Here is a 25331-nt window from a genome sequence, read left to right on the forward strand (position 1 = left end):
GCTTCGCGTTTCCCGAGAAGGTCTGGTTTATGGAAGAGGTTTGGCTCCAGGCACAATCCAATCTCGCTAAGGTTCTCACGCATCAGACCTTTAATACTTGGATCGAACCGATCAAGTATCTCGGATCCAAGAGGAATGTGCTGCTTCTCGAAGCCCCGAACCAGTTCGTCAGGGACCGGGTGAGCGAAAGCTATCTTCCCATGATTCTCGAATCGGTTCAATCCCTTACCGATTCCCAGACCAAGATCGAACTTCTGATCGCAAAACCCAAGCTCGAAAAACCCAAACAGCCTGCGGCCCCCGAAGCCGCTGCCGCGGAACCGGAAACCTGTGCGGGGCCCGATCACTCGACCAACCTGAACCCCAAGTACACCTTCGACACGTTCGTCTGCGGCGGCAGCAACCAGTTCGCCCACGCGGCTGCCCAATCGGTGGCGAACAGCCCGGCCGGCAAGTACAATCCCCTTTTCATATACGGTGGCGTGGGGTTGGGTAAAACCCACCTCCTCAACGCGATCGGCAACCATGTCCTGTCGGTGAACCGCAAGGCGCGGATCTGTTTCTACACGTCGGAAAAGTTCATGAACGAGCTCATCAACTGCCTGCGGTACCAGAAGATGGACCAGTTCAGAAACAAGTTCCGCAAGATGGACATTCTTCTTATCGACGACATCCAGTTCATCGCCGGCAAGGAACGGACCCAGGAGGAGTTCTTCCACACCTTCAACTCGCTCTACGAATCCCACAAGCAGATCGTGGTGACGTCCGACAAGTTCCCCAAGGATATTCCCGGCCTGGAAGAGCGCCTCCGCTCACGCTTCGAGTGGGGCCTCATCGCCGATATCCAGGCGCCCGACACGGAAACCAAGGTGGCGATCCTGCGCAAGAAGGCGGACGCGGACCATATCTCGCTCCCCGACGATGTGGCTCTCTTTCTGGCGTCCAGCTCCACCACCAACGTACGGGAACTGGAAGGAATGCTCATCAGGCTCGGTGCCGTATCGAGCCTGACCGGCAAGAACATCACCCTCGACATGGCCCGGGAAGTCCTCAAGGACATCATTGTGGACAAGTCGAAGGAAATAACGGTTGAAATGATCCAGAAATTCGTGGCCGAGCACTTCGCCCTCAAGGTGGCCGACCTCAAGTCGGACAAGCGGCTCAAGGCGCTGGTGATACCGCGCCAGATAGCCATATACCTGTGCCGCGACCTTACCAAGTCGTCGTATCCGGAGATCGGCGAACGGTTCGGCGGCAAGGATCACTCAACCATCATCCACTCGGTGAAAAAGGTGGAAAAACTCCTCAGCCAGGATTTCGAACTCAGGAATACCGTCGACACCCTGAGGAAAGGGCTGTTGAGCTGAGTGGCAACAACCCTGTGGACAGAGGAGCGGTTATCGACATGCCGTCGCCCCTGTCCGGGCCAGTCCGTGGATAACCCACGCCGTGCCCACAGGACAGCATGCTGAAAAAAACGAGCTGCAAAGGGGCGTTGGACGATTATCCCCATATCCACAGCCCCTACTGTTTCTACTGACGTTTAAAGAAACCATAACCATAATCATGATGACCTGTTGAAAAGGAGGAGCGATGGAATTCACGATTGACAGGGACACCTTCTCGCGGGCTCTCCAGAAGATCCAGGGGATCGTCGAAAAGCGCAACACCATGCCGATCCTCTCCAACGTCCTCATCGAGGCACTGGAAGACCGGATCGAACTGACCGCCACCGACCTGGAAGTCGGGATGAAGAGCTCCTACCCCACAACGGTGGCAGGCCTGGGCAAGATCACCGTATCGGCCAAAAAGCTCTATGAGATCGTCAAGGAGCTTCCCGACGAAACCATCACGTTTCTGACCAAGGCCAACGACTACGTGGAGATCCGCTGCGGCAAGGCCAAGTTCACCATCGTGGGTCTCTCCTCCGAGGAGTTCCCCTATTTCCCCAAGGTGAACGAAGAGAGCTTCATCAGGATCGAAAGCGGCCTGCTGGCCGACATGATAGAGAAGACCTCCTATGCCATCTGCTTCGATGAGACCAAGTACAATCTGAACGGCACCTTCGTGAAGGCGTCCGAGGAGGATGGCCGCTCGATACTTCGCATGGTTGCCACTGACGGCCACCGGCTCTCCATCACCCAGAGGGAATTCAACGGTGTCGTGAGCCCTGAGATGGCCAAGGGGGTCATCTTCCCCAAGAAAGGCATCTTTGAGCTGAAAAAGATGTGCGAGGAGGAGTCGACCCAGCTTTCCCTGGGCTTCATGGACAACAGCGCCGTGATCGTCAAGGGAAACACCGTCGTGGTGATGCGCCTGGTGGACGGCGAGTTCCCGGACTACACCCGGGTGGTGCCCGTGGCCAATGACCGGATCGTCACCGTGGCGCGGGATCCGTTCTTCCATTCGCTGCGCCGGATGTCCATCCTTTCCAGCGAGAAGTTCAAGGGCATCAAGATGGATATCCAGGAGAGCGGCATGGTGATCTCCTCCAGCAACCCGGAACTGGGCGAGGCATCCGAGGAACTGGACGCCGTATTTGCCGGTGATGCCCTTTCCATCCGCTTCAATGCCAAGTACCTCATCGATGTGCTGGCAGTGCTGGATGAGAGCAGCGTGGCACTCCACCTGAAGGACGAGCTGTCTCCGGCCATCGTGAGGCCGGCTGGCGACGACGGTTTCACGGCGGTGATCATGCCCATGCGTCTGTAGGGAGTAGGTATTTCGGAGACGAACAGGCAAAGGCCGCTCCCCGGGAGAGGCCTTTTGCCGTTTCTTGCAGGCCGGTCATTTCATGCACCTGAACACTATCGCCATCAGCGCCTTCCGCAATATCGACCAGATGGAAATCTCGTTCGATCGGCGGTTCAATGTCCTGCACGGTGCCAATGGACAGGGGAAAACATCGGTTCTGGAGGCCATTTACCTCCTGGGGACCATGAAATCGTTTCGGATGGCCAAGGCCCAGGATCTCATCGCCTGGAACGCCCCCCACTCCCTGGTGCGTGGCCACATCGAAAAGGCGGGGGTCAAGCGTGAAATAACCCTCTATCTCGGCCGTGAGGGACGCAAGGCCCGCATTGACCGCAAACCGGTCACCAAGCTTGCGGATTTTTTCGGCGCTGTGAATGCCGTGGTATTTTCACCTGAGGAAATAGGCATGGCTCGCGGCGGCCCCGAACTCAGACGCCGCTACCTGGACCGGGCCATTTTCAACGGCGATCTGGGGTACCTGCTCCTCCACCATGAGTACCACCGGTTGCTCAAGCAGCGCAATGCCCTGCTGAGACGGGGCGAGCGGGACGGTCTGGAGGTCTGGACGATCCAGTTGGCCGAGGCCGGAGCCCGGCTCATGGCAAAGCGAAGGGCCTATCTTGCACAGATAGAGCCGCTGGTGCGGCAGTTTTACCGGGATATCGCCGGTGCGGGCCAGGAGGTGGGACTTACCTACCGCTGCCAGGGATCAGGGGCCGCCAAGGGTGAACGCGATTGTGCGGCGGCCCTCCGGGAGCTCATGGCGGCCCATGAGGCCGAGGAACTGCGCCGGGGGGCCACTGGCGTAGGCCCCCACCGGGACGATGTGGATTTCGTCCTGAATGGCCGGGTCATCCGCCACCATGGCTCCCAGGGAGAGCAGCGGAGCTTTGTCCTGGCCGTAAAAATGGCCGAGATCGAGTACCTGGAGCGGCTCAACGGTGTCCCGCCGGTGCTCCTGCTGGATGATATCTCGTCGGAACTGGACCCCGTGCGCAACGCGAACCTGATGACCTTTCTCCGGGGAAAACGGATGCAGGTCTTCATCACCACCACCGATATCTCGACCCTCCGCCTGGAGGGGATCGACACCCACGCGTCGTTCCGCGTTTCACGTGGAACGGTGACGCCTTCATAGAGGGAGAAGTATGGCTGATCAACAGACTAACGACTACGGCGCGGACAAGATCAAGGTCCTGGAGGGGCTCGAGGCGGTACGCAAGCGCCCCGCCATGTACATCGGCTCCACCGCGGCCCAGGGGCTCCACCACCTGGTCTACGAGATCGTGGACAACTCCATTGACGAGGCCCTGGCCGGCTACTGCAACGAGGTGAACGTCACCATCCATCTGGATGGTTCCCTGACGGTGGTGGACAATGGCCGCGGCATTCCCACCGACATCCACCCCACGGAGGGGAAGCCGGCGGCAGAGGTGGCTCTCACGGTCCTCCATGCCGGCGGCAAGTTCGACAACACCTCCTACAAGGTATCCGGCGGGCTCCACGGGGTCGGGGTCTCGGTCGTGAACGCCCTGTCCAGGAAGCTGGAGCTGGAGATTCGCCGGGACGGGAAGGTGTACCGCCAGTCCTACGCCTGCGGCGACCCCCTCTGCCCCCTGGAGGTGGTGGGAGAAACCAAAAAGCGCGGGACCAAAATCACCTTCCTGCCCGACGACACCATCTTCGAGACCACGGAATTCTCCTTTGACGTTCTCTCCCAGCGGCTCCGGGAGTTGGCCTTCCTGAACGCCGGGGTGAAGATCACCATCAGCGACGAGCGGGAGGAGGGGAAGCACCACGACTTCCACTACGAGGGAGGGATCGTCTCCTTCGTGGAGTATCTGAACAAGAACCGCACGCCCCTCCACCCGAAACCGGTCTACTTCCGGGGGGAGAAGGCCGGCATCGACATGGAGATCGCCTTCCAGTACAACGACTCCTACGACGAGAAGGTCTTTACCTTTGCCAACAACATCAACACCCACGAGGGGGGGACCCATTTGGTGGGGTTCCGGGCGGCCCTGACCCGCACCATGAACTCCTACGCCGGCGCCAACGAGCTCCTGAAAAAGGAGAAGGTCTCCATCTCCGGCGAGGACCTGCGGGAAGGGCTCACGGCAGTCATCTCCGTCAAGATTCCCCAGCCCCAGTTCGAGGGGCAGACCAAGACCAAGCTCGGCAATTCCGAGGTGAAGGGGTACGTGGAATCCCTCATGAACGAGCAGTTGGCGGTCTTTCTGGAAGAGAACCCCAAGATCGCCAAGGACATCATCGGCAAATCCATCGAGGCGGCCCGCGCCCGGGAAGCGGCCCGCAAGGCCCGTGAACTGACCCGGCGCAAGGGTGCCCTGGACATCTCCAATCTCCCGGGCAAACTGGCTGACTGCCAGGAGCGGGATCCGGCCCTGTGCGAACTCTACCTGGTGGAGGGCGACTCCGCCGGCGGTTCCGCCAAACAGGGGCGCGACCGGAAATTCCAGGCCATCCTGCCGCTGAAAGGAAAGATCCTCAACGTGGAGAAGGCCCGGTTCGACAAGATGCTTTCCTCCCAGGAGATCGGGACCCTTATCACGGCGCTCGGCACCGGTATCGGGAAAGACGACTTCGATATCGCCAAGCTCCGCTACCACCGGATCATCGTCATGACCGACGCCGACGTGGACGGCTCCCACATCCTGACGCTGCTGCTCACCTTCTTCTTCCGGCAGATGCCGGAGGTGGTGGAGCGGGGGCACCTCTACATCGCCCAGCCCCCCCTCTATAAGGTGAAGCGAGGGCGCAAGGAGCTCTATCTCCGCAATGAGGCGGCCATGCAGGCCTACCTCCTTGAGGAGGGGACCGAGGACATGGTCCTTTTTCTGGAGAGCGGCGAGAAGACCTACAGCGGCAAGCAGATCATCCCGATCCTCAAGCAGTTGGTGGAGTATCGGACCATCCTGGACAAGGTAGTGCGCAAGGGGATCAACGAGGAGCTCATACGGGTATTCCTGCGGCTCGGCGTCAAGGGGGGGATCGAGGACATGGAGCAGCTGGTGCCGTTCCTGACGAACATCTCCCGGGTCTATGGCGGCGGCGATTTCAGCCCCCTGGACGACGGGCGGGTCATCGTGCGGCTCGGCAACCTCCGGATCGCCCTGGATCAGCATACCCTCGACCTCATCGGTTCCTACGAGTACGGGCTCCTGGTGGAGAGCTACCGGAAGGTCAGGGATATCTTCGGCGACGGCCGGGCCGTGGTCTCCAGCGAGGGAAAGGAACTCTTCGCGACCACCATCGGGCTCGACCTCCTCTCCTTCTTCATGGACAGCGCCAAGAAGGGGCTCTCCATCCAGCGCTACAAGGGTCTCGGCGAGATGAACCCGGAGCAGCTCTGGGAAACCACCATGGAGCCCGTCAACCGGACCCTGCTCCAGGTGAAGATCGAGGACGCCATAGAGGCCGACACCATCTTCACCATCCTCATGGGGGACCAGGTGGAGCCCCGCCGGGACTTCATCGAGCAGAACGCCCTGAACGTGTCGAATTTGGACATTTAGACGATTATGTGGGGGTGTGATTCATCGCGCCCGGGTGCAATGAATCACACCCCTACGGGTGCCATGCCGTTATCGGGCGAGGCATCGTCTCGACCCTACATGTATTTGGAAATAAAGAGGTTTATGAATGCTTGAACAGACCCTGAACAAGACAGCCGTCAACATCGAAGACGAGATGAAGCGCTCGTACATGGACTACGCCATGAGCGTCATCATCGGCCGGGCCCTCCCCGATGTGCGGGACGGGCTCAAGCCGGTGCACCGCCGCTGCCTCTACGCCATGTACGACATGGGCAACGATTACAACAAGCCCTACAAGAAATCGGCCCGGGTGGTCGGGGACGTGATCGGTAAGTATCATCCCCACGGCGACGCGGCGGCCTACGATACCATCGTCCGGATGGCCCAGGACTTCTCCCTCCGCTATCCGCTGGTGGACGGCCAGGGGAACTTCGGCTCCGTGGACGGCGACTCGCCGGCGGCCATGCGGTACACCGAGATCCGGATGGAGCAGTTGGCCCACGAGCTCCTGAACGACCTGGAGAAGGAGACCGTGGACCTGGGGCCCAACTACGACGGCTCCCTCACGGAGCCCCTGGTGCTCCCCTCCAAGTTCCCGAACCTCCTGGTGAACGGCTCCTCCGGCATCGCGGTCGGCATGGCCACCAACATTCCTCCCCACAACCTCTCGGAGGTCATCGACGGGATCGTCGCCACCATCGAGAATCCGAATATCAGCTTCGAGGAGCTCCTGGCCCTCATCCCCGGCCCCGACTTCCCCACCGGCGGGTTCATCTACGGCCGGGAGGGGATCCTCCAGGGGTACCGGACCGGCCGCGGCATCGTCCAGATGCGGGCCCGGGCCTCCATCGAGACCCACAAGAAGACCGAGCGCCAGTCCATCATCGTCACCGAGATCCCCTATCAGGTGAACAAGGCGAACCTCATCACCAAGATCGCCGAACTGGTGCGGGAGAAGAAGCTGGAGGGGATCAGCGACATCCGCGACGAGTCCGACCGGGACGGGATGCGGATCGTCATTGATCTCAAGCGGGACGAGAATCCCCAGGTTATCCTGAACCACCTCTACAAGCAGACCCAGATGCAGACCTCCTTCGGCATCAACATGCTCGCAATCGTGGCGGGACGGCCGCGGGTCCTGATGCTTCGGGATGCCATCGGCCATTTCATCGACCACCGGCGGGAGATCGTCACCCGGCGCACCATCTTTGATCTCAAGAAGGCCGAGGCCAGGGCCCACATCCTGGAAGGGTACAAGATCGCCCTGGACTGGCTCGACGCGGTCATCGAGCTGATCCGCGGGTCCAAGACCCCGGCCGAGGCCAGGGAAGGGCTCATGTCCGGCCTCTTCTCCGACGAGGAGTGGCTGAGGAAAATGGGGCTGCCGCTGCCGGCCATCCATAGCCAGTACCAGAAACCGGTCCGCCTCACCGAGGTCCAGGCCCAGGAGATCCTGAACCTGCGGCTCCACCGCCTCACGGGCCTGGAGCGGGACAAGATCCTCCAGGAGTACGACGATATCCTCAAGTACATCGCCCGGCTCAAGGAGATCCTCGCCTCCGAGGCGGAGATCCTCAAGATCATCGTGGGTGAGCTGCGGGAGCTGAAGGAGAAGTTCGGCGACGAGCGCCGCACCGAGATCGTGGACCGGAGCGCCGAGATCTCCCTGGAGGACACCATTGTCGAGGAGGACGTGGTGGTCACCGTCTCCCACACCGGCTACATCAAGCGGACCGCTGTCTCCCAGTACCGTTCCCAGCGCCGGGGGGGCAAGGGGAAGACCGGCATGAAGACCAAGGAGGAGGATTTCGTCGAGCACCTCTTCGTCGCCTCCAGCAAGGACTTCATGCTCTTTTTCACCGACGCCGGCAAGGTCTACCAGATCAAGGTCTACGAGATCCCCGAGGGGGGCCGGGCCACCCGTGGCAAGGCCATTGTCAACCTTCTGAACCTTCAGGAGAATGAGCAGATCACCGCCATCCTCTCGGTGAAGGGATTCGACGACGAGCGGAACATCCTCATGGCGACCCGGCTGGGGGTGGTGAAGAAGAGCCCGCTGCGGGAGTATGCCAACATCCGGAGCGGCGGCATCATCGCCGTGAACCTGGACGAGGGGGACAAGCTCATCGCCGTGGCCCTGACCGACGGCAGGCAGGACGTGCTCCTGGCGTCGAAGAACGGCAAGTCGATCCGCTTCCACGAAGGGGATGCCCGCCCCATGGGACGGGTTTCCCGCGGGGTGCGGGGTATGACCCTGGAGGACGATGACGTGGTGATCGGCATGGAGGTCATCAATTCCAGCGCCACCGGCTCCACCATATTCACCGTTACCGAGAACGGCTTCGGCAAGCGGACCGAGCTGGACGAGTACCGGGTCCAGTCCCGCGGCGGCAAGGGGATCATCACCATCAAAACCACCGAGCGCAACGGTTGCGTGGTGGACATCATGCAGGTGACCGACGAGAACGACCTGATGCTCATCACGGACCAGGGGAAGATTCTCCGGATCCCGGTGGCCCCCTTTTCGGTCATCGGTCGCAACACCCAGGGGGTGAAGCTCATGACCGCCGAGCAGAACGAGCGGATCGTGGCCGTTGCCAAGCTGGCCGAGAAGGATGAAGGGGACGAGGGGGTCGACAACGGCGATGACCTCCCCGAGGCGGAGGTTGTCGAGGAGTAGCCGCGACGGATCGCGACCCGCCACCGGTCTATGAGTTATTCCGGTTCCTGGTCTCCGGTCCCCGGTCCCCGTTATGGAACGACACCGCACCATCGACATGAGCCTGCGGGAGCGTCGCGATATCCTCGACCTCCTTGAACGCCTTAAGAAAGAGGATCTGACCCCTGCCGAGATGGACGAGATCGGCTCCTCGCTCCGCAAGGAGGGACGCCGTGCCCTTTCCCCACTTTTCCGGCGTTTGCGCCGCGAAACGGACCCGGAGTTGATCGCCCGCTACGCGGGGTTGCTGGAATTCTTCGAGGACGACGCCTGGCTCGACCAGCTCGTGGCCATCACCCTTGCCCGCCGCGACCTGGACGACGAGGGGAAATCGGCCCTTTTGTCGATCCTGAGCGAGTACGGCGTGGACGTCTCCTCGCCCCTCTTCACGCCAATCTCGGACCGGTCGGGGGGGCTGCGCCTCACCCTTCCCCGGCTCCTGGATAGGGGCGAGCGGGGGCTCATCACGTTCGTGGAGGGGCTGGTCACCTACACGCCCGAGGCCCAGCAGGCCGTGGTGCGCGAGCTGCCGTTCGTGGACGACCTGCGGGTTGTGGAGCTCTTCCGGGTCCTGCTGGGCTTTGATGAGCCCGAGACCCTGCGGACGGTCATCGAAACCCTCGGCCGTATCCGGTATCCGGAAGCAGCCGAGCTGCTGCGGGATTTCCTCACCGGTGCGCCGGACGCATACCGGGCCCCGGCTGAGCGGAGCCTGCGCCGGCTTGCCTTTCTGGGGTTCGCGCCGGCGGGCGAGGTTCCCGCTCCCCTTCCCTTTGAGGCGGCCTTTGCCGGCACCGCCGATGCGTCCGGATTCTCCTGCGTGATGGTCGCCCGCTGGACAGGACCCGGCATTATCGATACCCTGTTCATGGAACTCCATGAGAGCGAGGGGATGCGCGACGCCTGGGGGTGGAGCGGCCTCTCCTCCGAGGGGTTCCAGGATCTGCTGCGGCACAACCATGTGGAGGACACCCTCGTGGCGGTGGATCCCGCCTTTGCGGTGCTGTTGGTGCGGGACGCCATCCAGAGGAGCATCGGGAGCGGCTTTTACCTCCCCCCCGAGTTTTACGTCCGCCGTTCGATTTTTGCGGGGGTAGACCTGACGCCGGCCGCCTATGAGCCCCCCTTCGGGGAGGATGACGTCGCGGAGGCCTGCACCCCGTCCCGGATCGCGGCGGGAGACGACCTCATTCGGGACTGGTTTTTCGATGGCTGGTTCATCTTCAACGAACGGGTCCGGCTCCTTGCCGATGAGTTGGACCGGCTGGAGGGGGACCCCTTTGGCCGGGGGGACGAAGCCGCGGTCGACCGGTTCCTGGAAAGCTGGTGCCGGGGCCATGTGGCACCGCGCCGGGAGCGGCTCGTCCGGCGCCTCGTGCTTGCCGCCGATCTGATGGCGCGCAGCGGCCGGGAGCGCCCGCTGGTGGAGCAGAGTCTGGCTGCAGCCCGGAGCATCCGGGAGGAACTGGTCCCGCTCCACCGTCAGCCGCTCATCAGGCGCTGGCTGCTGGATCTGATCGATATGGTCCGGGAGGCCCGGGCCGAGGGATACGAGTTCCCCCCCGCCCGGGAGGACGAGGAGTACGAGGGAGAGTGGGACGAGTGACGGGCAGGACGGCAGCACATCATCGGTTGGGAGTGGCGGACATGAGTGAACGTATCGGGGTGATCGGAGCGGGAAGCTGGGGCACGACGCTGGCGAATCTGCTGGCCCGGAAGGGGCTTGACGTGACGCTCTGGGCCTATGAGGCCGAGTTGGTGGAAGAGATGCGCGCAACGCGGGTCAACTCCTTCTTTCTCCCCGGCATCGAACTCGCTCCAGGCCTCTCGTTCACCAACTCCCTGGAGGAGGCGGCCGCCCGGAAGGACTTTCTGGTTCTTGTCTCCCCCTCCCAGGTGATGCGCGGAGTGCTGGCGCAGCTCGCGCCGCTGCTGCGTGCCGGCGTGGTGCTGGTGAACGCCTCCAAGGGGATCGAGCTCGACACCCTCATGACCATGGACCAGGTCTGCGCGGCGGTCCTGCCGCCGGAGGTCGCCCGGTGCTTCAGCGTCCTGTCCGGCCCCAGCTTTGCCCGGGAAGTTTCCCTGGAGATGCCGACGGCGGTGGTGGCGGCATCGGGCGATGCCGCCGTGGCGGCGGCAGTGCAGCGACTCTTCACCACACCGTCCTTCCGGGTCTACACCAATACCGACGTGGTGGGAGTGGAGATCGGCGGCGCCCTCAAGAACGTCATTGCCGTAGCGGCCGGGATTTCGGACGGTCTGGGCCTCGGCCACAACACCCGTGCGGCCCTGATCACCCGCGGCCTGGCGGAGATGACCCGCCTCGGGCTCTCCATGGGGGCCCAGGCGGAAACCTTCGCGGGTCTTGCCGGCATGGGCGACCTGGTTCTCACCTGCACCGGAGACCTTTCGCGCAATCGGACCGTTGGCATGAAGCTTGGGCAGGGGATGAAACTGGCTGATATCCTGGGAGAGATGCGCATGGTGGCGGAGGGGGTGAAAACCGCCGAGTCGGCGTACCGGCTTGCCCGCCGGACAGGGGTTGAGATGCCCATAACCGAGAAGGTCTACCAGGTGCTCCACGAGGACAAACCGGCCCGCCAGGCAGTGATGGAACTGATGACCCGCGACCTCAAGGCGGAGCGCTGGTAAGAGATCATGGGGCCTCGCAGTCCCTTCACACTGATGAGCGGTACCGTTCGTGTATCCGTGCCCGAAAGAGACCGGCAACGGTCTTGCTGAAGGGATTGCAATGAAATCGTTGCTCGCGATCCGCACAAAAATATTTCTCGCCATCCTGCTCATTCTTCTCGTTTCCTATTCCTTTCTCGTCGTTATCACCATTAGAACCATCGATTCATCCCTCGAGGGGGAACTGTCCCGCAAGCTGGCCGAACAGGTCCGGTATGCCAAGGACCAGTACACGAACCGGGCCGAGCAGATCCAGTATTCTCTCATGCATCCGGCCTCTGCGCCGCCCGTCCGCGAACGCATGGCCGCCCGCGACACCCCTTGGCTGCGGGATGCCGCCCGCCGCTGGATGACGATCCTCCCCTTCGTGGAGCTGATCGTGTTTGTGGATTCACGGGGGACGGTCATCGCCGGCGGGAACCAGTATCGCAGGGACAGAACGTTTGAGCTGACGCCGGTCGTGGAGCGCGCTCTCAGGGAGAGGCGTCCCCTGGTCTCCACGGAACTCGTGACAGCCGACTTCCTCTGCGGCGAAGGGTTGGTAAACTACTGCCGCGGGGGAGGCGCCGGGAAAACGGGCGAGGTCATGATGCTGACGGTGGTGGTGCCGGTCATGGATGCCAAGGGGGCCATGGTCGGCGCTTTTGTGGCCGGAGACATCATCGAGACCGACACCGGGATCCCGTCGCAGGTTCAGGAGGTTTTCGGCAGACAGGTGTACGTGGCCATCACCCACAAAGAGATCATCCCCCCCGACAGTTTCGGCAAAAGCGGTTCCCAGCCCATTCCTGCGCGGATTCTGGAGGGCCTCAGGCAAGGTTTCCCGTTCAGGGCGATGCGGAGATCGGCGGCAAGGTCTACACCGCGGCCTTTGATCCCCTCACCAACAGCAGGGGCGATTTCGTCGGTGCCCTGGCCGTGGCGCTTTCCCGTGAAGACTTCAAAGGAGCCCTGCAGGGGAGCCTGGGCAACATCGTGGCCTCGGCGATCCTGGGCCTCGTGTTGTCCTTTGTCACTGCCTACTGGGTGTCGCTCAGGCTGACGAAGCCCGTTCGCGAGCTTGCGGACGGGGTTCGGCGCATCGAGGAAGGGGAGCTGCAGCAACGGGTCGCGGTCATTTCTTCCGACGAGATCGGAGAACTGGCCGAGGCATTCAACCGGATGGCCGCGGCCATTGACGAGCGCGACCGGACCATCCGGACCAAGGCCCACGACCTGGAAAACCTCAACCTCAAGCTCACGGATATGAACGAACTCCTGGAGCGGCGGGTGGATGAGCGGACCGCCGCGCTGCAGGTGGAAATGGGACGGCTCGAGGCGATCCTCACCAGCATGGCCGAGGGGGTCGCGGTGACCGACCGGGACGGGCGCGTCATCCTGTTCAATCCTGCGGCCCAGCAACTCTTCGAGATGGTGCCCCACCGCGTGGTTGGCCGGCCCATCCTGGACATCTGCAACCAGGGGGAATTCTGCCGGCTCGTGGAGCACATCACTTCCATGGGGGAGAACCGCGGCCTGGCAACGGTCAGGGAAGTGGATCTCGATGCCCGGGGGAAAAAGCTCAAGGTAACCCTGGCGCCCCTGGTCGATGGGGACGGGCACTTTGCCGGCGTGGTCATGTCCATCCGCGACGTGACCGCCGAGGAGGAGGTGGACCGGATGAAGACCGAGTTCATTTCCACCGTTTCCCACGAGCTCAAGACCCCCCTCACCTCCATCAAGGGATCGCTCCAGTTGATCGTTGACAAGAGCAGGGGCTTTGCCGATGTGGAAAAGGAATTGCTCAGCGTCTGCCTCCGCAACACCGAGCGGCTCATCAGGCTGGTCAACGACATCCTCGATATTGCCAAGATCGAATCGGGCAAGATGGAGTTTGCCCTTTCACCCCACTCGCCGGCTGAGCTGGTGGAGTGGTCGGTGCGGGAGCTGGGGGGATTTGCGCGGGAGCACGGCGTGACGGTCGTCAACGAGGTGTCGGCCGATCTGCCCGCCATATACGGGGACGGCGACCGGCTGGGGCAGGTGCTGACCAATCTCATTGCGAATGCGGTGAAATTTTCACCCCGGGGAGCAGTGGTAACCATCTCTGCCGAGCAGAGCGACAACTTTGTCGCCGTTTCGGTCAAGGACCGCGGGCGTGAGATCCAGTGGGCCGACCGGGGAAAACTCTTCAAGCGGTTTCAGCAGATCGACAGCGGCGACCGGCGGCAGCACGGCGGCACCGGCCTGGGGCTTGCCATCTGCAAAGAGATCGTCGAGCGGCACCACGGCAGGATTTTCTACTCCGAAGGAATCGGCGGAGGCAACGTGTTCACCTTCACCGTTCCCATCCACGAGGGAGAGCCATGAGCGGCTACAAGGTATTCATCGTCGACGACGAAGCGGATATCGCCCTCATCCTCAAGCTGCAGCTTGAGGATGCCGGCTATCTGACCCTGCGGGCGCGGGACGGAGTCGAGGCCCTGGAAGCTCTCGAGCGGGAGAGCTTCGATCTGGTATTGCTCGACATCCGCATGCCGCGCATGGACGGTATCGAGGTTCTGGAGCGGATACGGGACCGGTGGCCCGACCTGGTGGTGATCATGATGACCGCCCACGGGAGCGAGGACATCGCCGTGGAGGCCATGAAAAAGGGAGCGGTGGATTACATCTCCAAGCCCTTTTCCTCCGATGACATGAAAAAGCGGGTGGAGCGCGCCATCCAATTCAACCGGACCAAGCTCGAAAACGAGCGGCTGCAGCGGGTGCTCGACGAGGAGCGGCGGAAGATGGGGGCGATCCTTCGGGGGATGGCTGACCTTCTCGTGGCGGTTGACCGCGAGGGGAAGATCATCACCATCAACCGAGCGGCCGAAGAACGCTTCGGCATTGCAGCCGGCGGAGTACAGAACCAGCCGGTTGAGCTTCTCCTGAAAACCGATATCCCGGCTGAGCGGCTCCCCTGCCGCGTGGTGCTGGCCACCGGCGACCCCTGCCTCGACGTGACCTATGCCGTGCAGGCGGGCGGCGGCATGATCCCGGTCCTGTCCAGCGCCACCCCCCTCAAGGGGGCTGATGGGGAAATGATGGGATGCGTGGAAATCATCCGGGACATCTCCACCCTCAAGGCCCTTGAACGGGAGCGCGAGGATTTCGTCTCAATGCTTTCCCACGACCTTAAGACCCCCATCACCGCCGTGGTCGGCTCCATCGACCTGGTGCGGGAGGGGCGGATCGGCCCGGTGAACGCCGAGCAGCGCTCCTATCTGGATTCGGCCATGGAGAGCTGTGCCGAGATGGTGGACATGATCGACACGCTGCTCGACGTCCACCGGTTCGAGGCGGGGCGAATGGTCATGGCGGCCCGGCGCGAAGACCTGGGACCGCTCATGGCCCGGACCCTGGGGCGTTTCGACTCCGTGGCCCGGCGGGCGGGCATTGCCCTGGTGCTGACGCTCCCCGACCATCCCCTGGCCCTGTCGCTGGATCGCAACCAGTTCGCCAGACTCATGGGCAATCTCATTGCCAATGCCATCAAATTCACCCCCGAGGGGGGAGAGATCGAGGTCAGCGCCCGGTGTCTGGGCGACCCGGCGGAACTGGCGGGCCGCATCCCCCGGGAAAGCTATCCCGATGTGCCGCTGCCGCCGCTGAAACCCCACCTGCTCATCACGGTGCGGGACACGGGGGTCGGCATCCCGGCCGATTCCCTCGCCAGCATCTTCGACCGCTTTGTCCAGGCCCGTAACCGCAGGCTGGGAAAGTCGACCGGCACGGGGCTCGGCCTGGCCTTCTGCCGCAAGGTGATGGATGCGCACCAGGGTTTCATCTGGGCAGAGAGCGTCGAAGGGGAAGGCAGCGCCTTCCACATGCTATTCCCCCTCGCGGACGAAGAGTACGCGACGGCGGGAGGGTAACGCGGCATGGACAACGGGCATCGCTGTGCTCCCCGGCGGATTGCGGGCATCTACCTGGTGGTGGGGATGCTCTGGATTCTCTTTTCCGACCGCATCCTGACGGGGATCGCACCGGAAGCGGCGCAGCTCACCCGACTGCAGACCGCCAAGGGGTGGTTTTACGTGGTAGCCACCGCCGGACTGCTCTACTGGCTCGTCCGCCGCTACGCGCTGAGCGCTGAACGGGCCGAGGACGAGCTGCGCGTCCGCAACGAAGAGCTGTGCATGGTGGAAGAAGAACTGCGCCAGCAACTGGACGAGTATGAAAAGAGCCAGATGGAGCTCCACGAAACAAACCAGGCCCTGCGGGAGTCAGAGGAGCGCTATCGCCTTCTGTTTGCCAGTAATCCCCACCCCATGTGGGTGTATGACATGGAGACCCTGGCCTTCATGGAGGTGAACGACGCGGCGGTTGCACACTACGGCTACACGCGCGAGGAATTCCTCGCCATGACCATCCGGGATATCCGTCCATCCGCCGATGTTGCGGCCCTTGAAGAGAGCGTGGCCAAGGCGCGGCGCTGCCCCGGCCTCGATCTGGCCGGTGTCTGGTGCCACCGGAAAAAGGACGGAGCCGTCATGGCGGTGGAGATCACGTCCCATCCCCTTGATTTCGGCGGTCGGCCCGCCGAGGTGGTGCTGGCCAATGACGTGACCGAGCGGATCAGGGCCGATGAAGAGATCCGCCGCCTCAACGCCGAGCTGGAGGAACGGGTGGAGGCGCGCACCCGGGAGCTGCAACGGGCGAATCGCGAGCTGGAGTCGTTCAGTTACTCCGTTTCCCATGACCTGAGGGCGCCGCTCAGGCACATCGACGGCTTCAGCAGGATGCTGGCGGAGGATTACGGGGGGCGGATCGATGCCGAGGGAAAGGGATACATCCAGAGAATCAGGTCGGCTGCCCAGCGCATGGAACGCCTCATCGACGATCTGCTCCAACTGGCCAACGTGAGCCGGAGCGAGCTGGAAAGACGCCAGGTTAACCTGAGCGCGCTCGCCCAGGTGATCGGCCTGGGGCTGAAGCAGATCGAGGGGCGGGAGGATGCGACCCTGCGCATCGCGGAGGGGGTCACGGCGTTCGGCGACCCGCGGCTGCTGCGGGTCGTGCTGGAAAATCTCCTGAGCAACGCATGGAAGTATACCGGCAAGCGCGCCGGAGCCGTCATCGAGTTTGCCGCCGAGGAACAGGGCGGGCGGCCCGTCTACCTGGTCCGGGACAACGGGGTCGGTTTCGACATGGCCTTTGCGGGCAAACTCTTCACCCCCTTCCAGCGCCTGCACAGTGCCGACGAGTTCGAGGGGACCGGCATCGGCCTCGCCACGGTGCGCCGCATCGTGGAGCGGCACGGCGGTACCGTCTGGGTCGAGGCGGCCCCGGACCACGGCGCCACATTTTACTTCACCCTGGGCGAGGAAGAACGCCTCGCCCGGAATTCCGACAAAGAGGACGGGACAACCCCATGACCGAAAAGAAACTGCGGCTGCTTCTCGTGGAGGATAGCGAGGATGATGCCCTGCTGCTCCTCAACGACCTGAAACGCGGCGGCTACATCGTGGAGCACGAGCGGGTCGAAACCGCGGCTGCCATGCGCGAGGCACTGGTGAAGCGGGAGTGGGACATCGTTATCTCCGATTACCGCCTGCCCCAATTCAGCGCGCCGGCAGCCCTTCAGATCCTCAAGCGCAGCGGTCTCGACCTCCCCTTCATCATCGTGTCGGGAAAGATCGGCGAGGACATGCTCGTGGACGCCATGCGCGCCGGCGCCCATGATTACCTCATGAAAGGCAACCTCTCCCGCCTCATTCCGGCAGTGGACCGGGAAATCCGCGAGGCATCGGAGCGCCGGACCCGTCGCCGGGCCGAGCGGTCCATCCGCCAGGGCAAGATCGAGTGGGAAGCCGCCTTCGACGCCGTGTCGGACATCGTGGTCCTGACCGATCCCACCGGCACCATCATCCGCTGCAACAGCAAGCTGATCCAGTACTTCGATACCACCTACAACGACGTGATCGGCACAAACATCAGCGAGCTCTTTTACGGCAACGATCCTGCCGGCGAAAGCATTTTCAACCTCTGTGCCGATCTCAAGGCGGACGAGGACGATGTCCGCTTTCCCCGGCTGCGCGGGTGGTACAATGCCGCCTGCTATCCCATGCACCCCACCGAAAACGAACACGGCTACGTCTATGTGATCAAGGACATCACCAAGCGCAAGCGGATGGAAGAGGAGAAAAAGCTCACGGACCGGGAGCTCCTCACCCTCTATGCCGTGGCCTTTCGCCTCAATTCCCAGCGGGGCTCCAAGCGGATCATGGTGGATCTCCTCTCCCAACTGCACCAGATGCTCCAGATCGACTGGTCCTGCATCCACCTTATGGAGAGGGGAAGCCTGCGCCTCAGCGCCTGGCTGGGGCTGTCGCGGGAGTTTGCCGAGTCCTTCGGCTCCCTGTCGCGCGGGCTCACCTGGGTCAAGGACGTGCTCGACGGCAAAAGCTTCAAGGCCGCCGGGATCGCCGGCCATTTCGGCCCGGAGGCGGAAGCGGCCGCCGAAGCCATGGGCATGGGAGCCTGGTGCGCCCTCCCCCTCAAGATCGGCTCCGGCGTCCTGGGCACCCTGTTCGTGGCCCATCGCCCCAACCGGGAATACACCGACCGGGAGGTGTTCCTCCTCAATTCCATTGCCAACCAGATGGCGGTTCTCATCGAGAACCACACCCTCTACGACCGGATGAAGGAAAAGAACGAGGAGTTGGTCCGCAGCCGCAAGGCCCTCAAGGAGAACCTGGAAGAGGTGAAGCGGGCGAACATCGAGCTGGGACGACTGAATGCCTCCAAGAACAGCTTCATCGGCATGGCCTCCCACGAGTTGAAGACGCCGCTCACCTCCATAATGGGGGGATTGCAGTTTCTCCTCTTCTACAGCGACATCCCCATGACCCCCGAGCAGAAGGAGATGATGCAGTCGGTGTACGAAGGGGTGACCCAACTCAAGGGGATCGTGGACGATCTCCTCTCTATCTCCCGGATCGAGGCCAAGGGGTTTGCCGTCCATACCCGCCCCGTGAAGCTGTCGGATCTTTGCCAGGAAGTACGGCAGACCCTGTTGCTCCCCCTGTCCGAGCGGGACATCCGGCTGGAAATCGCCGACGATCCCTGCCGCGTACCGGCGGACGAGGGCTTTTGCCGCCTCGCTGTCCGCAACCTGATGGAAAACGCCATCAAATTCACCCCCGACGGAGGACGGGTCGCCATTGCCGGCCGCCTGGTCACCCTGGAGGAACTCACGGCGGAAGAGGAACTGCTGCGCCCGTTCTATCGGGATTTTCCCGCCACTATTGAGGGGCATCCCGGGTTCTACCGCCTCGACGTGGCCGACACGGGGATCGGGATTCCTCCTGACGAGGCGGTGCGGATCTTCGAGAAATTCTACGGCGTCGGCGACATCGAATACCATTCGTCCGGCAAGACCGGCTTCATGTCCAAGGGGTCCGGGCTCGGCCTCTCCATTGTCAAGGGGATCATGGACGCCCACGGCGGCATGGTCTGGGTGACGCCGGGCGAGGGGGGCACGGGGAGTGTCTTCTCCCTCCTGTTCCCCATGGACAACACCTGCGTCGTCCCCTCCCGGGGCGAGGCGAGGTAACGGGCGCGTGCCTGCCGCCCTCTCGCTGCACGAGCTGACCAAGCGCTACGGCACCCTCACGGCCGTGGACCGCTTCTCCCTGGAGGTCGAACGGGGTACCATCTTCGCCCTGCTGGGCCCCAACGGCGCCGGCAAGACCACCATCATCCGCATCATCACCACGATCCTCCGCCCGGACAGCGGCACGGCCCTGGTGGAGGGATTCGACGTCCAGCGCCAGGGACGGGAGGTGCGCCGGCTTATCGGCGTGGTGCCCCAGGACAACAACTTGGACCGCTACCTCACCGCCCGGGAAAATCTGGTCATGCAGGCCCGGCTCCACGGCATGCCGCCGGCGGAAACCAACCGGCGGGTTGACGAGCTTCTGGAGCTCGTGGGGCTCTCCGGGCGGCGCAACGATTTCCCCGACACCTTTTCCGGCGGCATGCAGCGCCGGCTCGTGGTGGCGCGTGCCCTCGTGCACCGGCCGAAGGTCCTCTTCCTCGATGAACCGACCACGGGGCTTGACCCCCAGTCGCGGCGCGCCGTCTGGGACTATGTGGCTTCCCTCAAGGATGCCATGACCATTTTTCTCACCACCCACTACATGGATGAGGCCGACGCCCTCTGCGACCGGATCGTGATCATGGACCACGGCCGGCTGCTGGTGGACGGGAGCGCTGCCCAGCTCAAGGAACGGATGGCCCATGCCCACCACTACGAGCTCCAGTTCCGGGCCCATGCCGACCGTTACGAAGCAATGCTGAAGGGGTTCCCCTTTGTCCGGTCCCTCCAGCGCATGGACGACCTGTTCCGCCTCTCGCTTGCGGGCGAGGAATTCCTCAAGCCCCTCATGGATGCCATCGGCACCGAGGACATCCGGAAGGTCTGCCTCCGGGAGCCCACCCTGGAGGACGTCTTCATCGAACTGACGGGTCGTGACGTGCGGGAATGAGAGCGGGCGGGGCAACGGCGGGAAATATGGAAGGGGGGGCATGGCGCCCCCCTTTTCTGTTCAGCGGGATGTGAGCTGGGCAATGGCCTCGCCGGCCGTGCGGTTGGCGGCGGCCACGCAGTCGTTGAGGCCGATGCCCCGGTAGGAGTTGCCGGTGAGGAAAAGCCCCGGCAGGGAAGCGGCCCCCTGCTCCAGGGCGGCCACCCGCCTGGCGTGCCCCACGGTGTACTGGGGAATGGCCTGGTGATGGCGGAAGATGCGGACGAATGAGGGAGATGCCGTGATGCCCATGATGGTGGCAAGGTCATTCTTCACCCGTGCAGTGATCTCCTCGTCGCCCAGGTTGACGTATTCGGGGAAGCAGGCCCCCCCCATCATGCTGCGCAGGAGGACCTGCCCCTCCGGCGCCCGGTTCTCGAAGATGCTCGAATCCCAGAGCGTGCCCAGGGTGTTCATCCCCTCCTCCTTGGGAATGAGATAACCGAATCCGTTCAGGTCGTGGGCGATCCGCTCCCGGTCATACCCGAAGCAGACAACGGTCATGGTGGCGTAGGGGATCTGCCGGAGGACGCCGGCCATGGCGGCGTCCACTCCCTGGATGATGGAGGCGGTGGCGTAGGCTGGGGTCGCCAGGATCACCAGATCCGCATCCATGTCGATGCTCCCGGTCCGTACCCGCCAGGGGAGCTCCCGCCCCGCGAAACTTCCAGCACTTCCTGGCCCGAAACGATAGCGTCCGGGCCGAGACGCCCGGCCAGGATGTCGGTGAGGGCCTGGATGCCGTCCCGGAACGAGGTGAGCACCCCCCCGGGTCCGGCGGCGCTGGCCACCGCTTTGCCCTGGGCAATGTCCTGCTTCTTTTTTTTCGCCAGCCGGATCATGGCCCGCACCAGGCTGCCGTATTCATCCTCCAGCTCGGCGATGCGGGGAAAGCACGACCGAAGGGACATGGTTTCCGGATTGCCGGCAAAGATTCCCGACACCATGGGAGCGATCAGTTTGCGCAGTGCCTCGTCCCCCAGCCGGCGCCGGCCGAAGGCCGCCAGGGTTTCGTCCTCGCCGCCCGCCTTTTTCGGAATGAACGGTTCCATGGCGAGCCGCAGCTTGCCCGGCCAGGAGATGAGGCCGCTCTTGAGGAACATGGGCCCGTTCTCGGGCAGGCGGTTCAGCGCCCCGCCGGTATAGATGAACCGCTTGCGGGCGTTGTCGTTGCTCCGCAGGAGCAGGTCGGACGCTCCCAGTTCCCGGCAGAGGTCGAGGGTCTGGGGTTTGGAGTCCAGGAACCCGTTGGGACCCCACTCGCAGAGATACCCCTCTTCCTTGATGCTCCGGATTTTGCCCCCCAGGCGTTCCTCCCGCTCCACCAGGGTCACGTCCAGTTCAAATCCCTCCTGCGCGGCCCGGGTTTTCAGCAGGTACGCGGTGGCGAGCCCTGAGATGCCGCCGCCGGCCACAATCGCCTTTTTCATGGTTCTCTCTCCTTCCGCTGTAGATAAACTGTCTTTGTACGGTTATTCGAGTTTGCCGAGGACATCCGCAATGGTCTCGAACGCGGTGGCGAGGCGTTCCTGGTCCCCTTCGGGCAGCCGGGCGAAGAGCTGCCGGTAGTTTTCGACGATGCCGTGCCTCAGTTCGCGGATGAGCTCTTCACCCCGGTCGGTGGTGTAGATGATCACCTGGCGGCGGTTATCTTCATCCACGGCCCGATAGACGATGCCCAGGTTGACGAGGCGTTCCACCATCTCGCTGGCTGAACTCATGGCGATTCCCAGCTCCCGGGCCAGCAGGTTAAGGGGGCAGCTCCCCTTGTCGTAAATGGTGAGGAGCATCTTGTACTGGTTGTAGGTCAGGTCCATGCCGTCGTGCACGAGGCTCCTGATCCGCCCCATCACGCGCATGATCACGGGGTACAACTGCGCTATCCGTTCAATCTGTTCCATACGATCATCCCTGTTACGGTATACGAAATGTTCGGGTTCCTAAATATTAGACTGATGAACTGATCCTGTCAACCCCTGTTCATTGACAGGGGGGCAAAGTACCATTACATTCTGAGGGCCACATCATCGTGAAAGGATCTATGTCATGGCGCAGCACGACTATTATGAAACCCTCGGCCTGAAGAAAGGGGCTTCCGAAGAGGAAATCAAGAAGGCCTACCGCAAACTGGCCATCACGTATCACCCGGACAAAAACCCCGGCAACGCCGAGGCTGAGGAAAAATTCAAGGAGATCAACGAGGCTTATGCTGTCCTCTCCGATCCCCAGAAGCGGGCCCAGTACGATCAGTTCGGTTCCAGCGGATTCCACCAGCGCTTCTCCCAGGAAGACATCTTCCGGGGGTTCGATGTGGGGGATATGTTCAAGGATATGGGGGTCGGTACCGACGATATCTTTTCCCGCATATTCGGAGGAGGATTCCGCCAGGGAGGCTTCGGCTTCACAGGGACACGGCAGCGGGGCGAGGATTTCACCATGGAGCTTTCCGTCACCTTCCGGGAGGCTTACGCGGGCTGCGACAAGCGGGTCGCGTACCGGCGGGGCGGCACGCGGGAAGATATCTCCGTCAAGGTCCCGGCCGGCGTCGAAACCGGGGCGCGCCTGCGGGTGGCGGGCAAGGGAGGGTTCGGCAGCGCCAGCCCGGGGGACCTTTACCTGATTGTCAAGGTGGGGGGCGATCCGCAGTTCCACCGGGACGGGGATGACATCGTGGTGGAACGGGAGATCAGGTTCACCGACGCGACTCTCGGCACGAGCCTCGACGTGCGACCCTGGAGGGGACCAAGCGGGTCAAGGTTCCCGCCGGCATTCAGCCCGGTACCAGGATTCGCCTGAAGGGCCTGGGTTTTCCCCACATGGGGAAAACGGGCAAGGGTGATCTCTACGTGCGCATCAGCGTAGCAGTTCCCCGGTCCCTTTCCGCCGAGCAAAAAAATATTCTGGAAAAACTGCGTGAGGCAGGGCTGTAGCGAGGGAGCCGTCTGAATCCCGGCGTAAAGAAGATGGGTATGGCATGAAAAACCCCCCGGAGCCGCGGCTCCGGGGGGTTTTTCATGCTCTACTCTGCTGGGCGGCTACGGCCGCAGTTCGATGGCCGCTCCCTTGCGCAGGTCAGCCACCCACTGGTTGAAGCGGTCTTCCGATTTTTTGCGGTACACCAGGTCCTCCACCTCGGGCTTGACCTGCTCGAACGGCTTGGGGGTGCCGAGGGAGCGCTCCTCCAGCTTGACGATGTGGAGCCCCGTGGCGGTGTAGATGAGATCGCTCACCTCGCCCGGCTGCATCCGTACCAGTTGCTCCTCGAATTCCGGCAGGATGTCCCCCTTGTGGAAGGTTCCCAGATCGCCACCGTTGCCCTTGGCTGCCGGATCGTCGGAATACTGGCGCGCCAGCTCGGCAAAGTCTTTGCCCGCCCGGGCCTCGTGCAGGACGGTCATGGCCGTGGTCATCACCTTTTTCACCTGCTCGGCGGACATCGTATCGTCGAGCTTGAAATAGATGTTCCGCGCCCTGAAGATATCCTCTGCCCCGAACTTCGCCTTGTTCGCCTCGTAGTACTCCCGCATCTCCCGCTCACCCACCTGGATCTTGGAGCGCACTTCCTGGCTCACGAGCCGCAGCCGCTCCAACTGCTCCTTGATCTGGGCCTTGTACTGGTCAAAGGAGAGCCCCTGGTTGGCCAGGGCCGCCACAAGGGCCTCCTGGGAGAGCTTGTTCTGCCGTTTCACGTCTTCAATGGCCTGACGTACCTCCTCCTCTCCCACCCGGATGTCGAGTTCGCGGATCTTCTGTTCCACGAGTTTCTTGTCGATGAGCCGGTTGAGGGCGACCTCGTCCAGGTTGGCAAGGGTCTTGGGGTCGGGAGGCGGCTGCTGGCGCTCGGCTTCCTTGAGAAAAGCCCGTTTCTCCTTGTCCACGGCGTAGGAGGTGACGATCTCATCGTTAACAACGGCGAGGATTCGGCTTATCACCTCGGCTGACGAGAGGGACGTGAGGATGAGGACGATGGCGAGAGATAAAGGTATGAGGCGTTTGATCATGGTCCGTTGTCTGCACATGAAAGAGGAGGGGGCGACCCCTGGTGCGGTACCGCCCCCTCCTGAAGGTGATTACGTCACTACTTGGCGGTGGGTGCCGCGGCAGGCTGGGCGGGAGCGGGATGCTCGGCCGCCGCGCTCTGGCCGCCGAGCCCCTTGAGCACGTCTTCCTTGATGGAGATCGTCGCGCCCTTCTTGATGTCTTCCTTGAGCTTCTGGAAGACTTCCTGCTGCTTGCCCGGCAGGACTGCGGCCTTGATCTGGTCCTTCACTTCCTCAAGGGTACGTTCGCCGGCGGGACGCTTGCCGGTCACCTTGATGATGTGGTAGCCGAACTGGGTCCTGACGATGCCGGAGGTCTCCCCTTCCTTGAGGCCGAAGGCGGCCTTCTCGAATTCGGGGACCATGTTCCCCTTGCTGAACCAGCCCAGATCGCCACCCTTGGCGGCGGCTGAGTCGATGGAGTGTTTCTTGGCCAGCTCTTCGAAGTTGGCTCCGCCCTTGAGCTCCTTTACGATCTCCCGGGCGAGCTTTTCATCCCGCACGAGGATGTGGCTGGCCTTGATCTGGGCGCCGGACTTGAACTTGTCCTTGTTCTGCTCGTAGAACTTCTTGAGTTCCTCGTCGGATACCTTGACCTCTTCCTCGACCTTCTTCTTGAGGTATGCCTCCACCACGACGCGCTTCTTGAGCTCTTCCACCCGGTCGGCAATCTCGGCACTCTTGTCGACGCCGTCTTTCTTTGCCTGCTGGTAGAGGAGCTCGCGCACCACCATGGTGTCCAGCAGTTCCTTTTTCCCCTCCGGCGTGTCCGCCATGGGCTTCAGGTAGGGAGGCAGCCCCTCAAGCTCCTTGTTGAAACTTTCCACGGTGATGGCGTCACCGTTGACTTCCACGAGAACCTGGCCTGCCTTTTTGGCCGGAGCTGCCGTCGTGCCGGACTCGGTCTTGCCCTTGCAGCCGCCGAGGGCAGCCAGGCAGAGGGAGACCGAAAGGATGGTGACGATAGTGTGTCTCTTCACGGACGAACTCCTTTTAGCTAACTGATTTAACTACT

14 protein-coding genes and 3 pseudogenes are annotated in these 25331 nt (G+C 62.7%); 13 read left to right on the plus strand and 4 right to left on the minus strand.

Annotation, left to right across the window (positions count from 1 at the left end; translation table 11 throughout):
• The first annotated feature begins 29 nt into the window (after positions 1-29).
• From A2G06_00005 to A2G06_00060, 12 genes and pseudogenes are all read left to right on the plus strand, one after another.
• Positions 30-1367 (plus strand): chromosomal replication initiation protein DnaA, encoded by a 1338-nt coding sequence (locus A2G06_00005; GenBank protein ANA41545.1) that lies wholly within the window; start codon positions 30-32, stop codon positions 1365-1367.
• A 226-nt stretch (positions 1368-1593) separates the two neighbouring features.
• A complete protein-coding gene (locus A2G06_00010; protein ID ANA39047.1) occupies positions 1594-2712 on the plus strand; it encodes a DNA polymerase III subunit beta in 1119 nt (372 codons plus the stop codon).
• 82 nt (positions 2713-2794) lie between these two features.
• Positions 2795-3892 (plus strand): DNA recombination protein RecF, encoded by a 1098-nt coding sequence (locus tag A2G06_00015; protein ANA41546.1) that lies wholly within the window; start codon positions 2795-2797, stop codon positions 3890-3892.
• Between the two features lie 10 nt (positions 3893-3902).
• A complete protein-coding gene (locus A2G06_00020) occupies positions 3903-6290 on the plus strand; it encodes a DNA gyrase subunit B (protein ANA39048.1) in 2388 nt (795 codons plus the stop codon).
• Positions 6291-6417: 127 nt separating this feature from the next.
• Positions 6418-8991, plus strand: a complete 2574-nt coding sequence (locus A2G06_00025) for a DNA gyrase subunit A (protein ID ANA39049.1) — start codon at positions 6418-6420, stop codon at positions 8989-8991.
• A 73-nt stretch (positions 8992-9064) separates the two neighbouring features.
• The gene (locus A2G06_00030; protein ID ANA39050.1) at positions 9065-10636 is read left to right on the plus strand and encodes a hypothetical protein; all 1572 of its coding nucleotides are present in this window, start codon (positions 9065-9067) and stop codon (positions 10634-10636) included.
• 41 nt (positions 10637-10677) lie between these two features.
• On the plus strand, positions 10678-11685 hold the full coding sequence (gene gpsA, locus A2G06_00035; protein ID ANA39051.1) for a glycerol-3-phosphate dehydrogenase: 1008 nt from the start codon (positions 10678-10680) through the stop codon (positions 11683-11685).
• Between the two features lie 100 nt (positions 11686-11785).
• A pseudogene (locus A2G06_00040) lies at positions 11786-14073 on the plus strand (PAS domain-containing sensor histidine kinase).
• Positions 14070-15620 (plus strand): hybrid sensor histidine kinase/response regulator, encoded by a 1551-nt coding sequence (locus A2G06_00045; protein ID ANA39052.1) that lies wholly within the window; start codon positions 14070-14072, stop codon positions 15618-15620. The pseudogene A2G06_00040 and the gene A2G06_00045 overlap by 4 nt, the downstream one beginning before the upstream one ends.
• Positions 15621-15626: 6 nt before the next feature.
• The gene (locus A2G06_00050) at positions 15627-17123 is read left to right on the plus strand and encodes a PAS domain-containing sensor histidine kinase (protein ANA39053.1); all 1497 of its coding nucleotides are present in this window, start codon (positions 15627-15629) and stop codon (positions 17121-17123) included.
• A complete protein-coding gene (locus A2G06_00055) occupies positions 17120-19303 on the plus strand; it encodes a hybrid sensor histidine kinase/response regulator (GenBank protein ID ANA39054.1) in 2184 nt (727 codons plus the stop codon). Before A2G06_00050 ends, A2G06_00055 begins: the two co-directional genes overlap by 4 nt.
• A 7-nt stretch (positions 19304-19310) precedes the next feature.
• Entirely contained in the window at positions 19311-20237 is a 927-nt protein-coding gene (locus A2G06_00060; GenBank protein ID ANA39055.1) for an ABC transporter ATP-binding protein, read from the plus strand.
• Between the two features lie 60 nt (positions 20238-20297).
• Here A2G06_00060 and A2G06_00065 read toward each other — a convergent pair.
• Both A2G06_00065 and A2G06_00070 read right to left on the minus strand, forming a co-directional pair.
• Positions 20298-21706: pseudogene (locus A2G06_00065) on the minus strand (protoporphyrinogen oxidase).
• Positions 21707-21748: 42 nt separating this feature from the next.
• Positions 21749-22177: a MarR family transcriptional regulator gene (locus A2G06_00070; GenBank protein ANA39056.1), complete on the minus strand. Its 429-nt coding sequence runs from the start codon at positions 22175-22177 to the stop codon at positions 21749-21751.
• 145 nt (positions 22178-22322) lie between these two features.
• Here A2G06_00070 and A2G06_00075 point away from each other — a divergent pair.
• A pseudogene (locus A2G06_00075) lies at positions 22323-23206 on the plus strand (integrase).
• A gap of 105 nt (positions 23207-23311) precedes the next feature.
• Here the strand turns inward: A2G06_00075 and A2G06_00080 are convergent.
• Entirely contained in the window at positions 23312-24277 is a 966-nt protein-coding gene (locus A2G06_00080; protein ANA39057.1) for a peptidylprolyl isomerase, read from the minus strand.
• Between the two features lie 77 nt (positions 24278-24354).
• The gene (locus A2G06_00085) at positions 24355-25296 is read right to left on the minus strand and encodes a peptidylprolyl isomerase (GenBank protein ID ANA39058.1); all 942 of its coding nucleotides are present in this window, start codon (positions 25294-25296) and stop codon (positions 24355-24357) included.
• Positions 25297-25331: the final 35 nt, after the last annotated feature.

Origin of the sequence: Geobacter anodireducens (assembly GCA_001628815.1) — a bacterium.
Classification (GTDB): domain Bacteria; phylum Desulfobacterota; class Desulfuromonadia; order Geobacterales; family Geobacteraceae; genus Geobacter; species Geobacter anodireducens.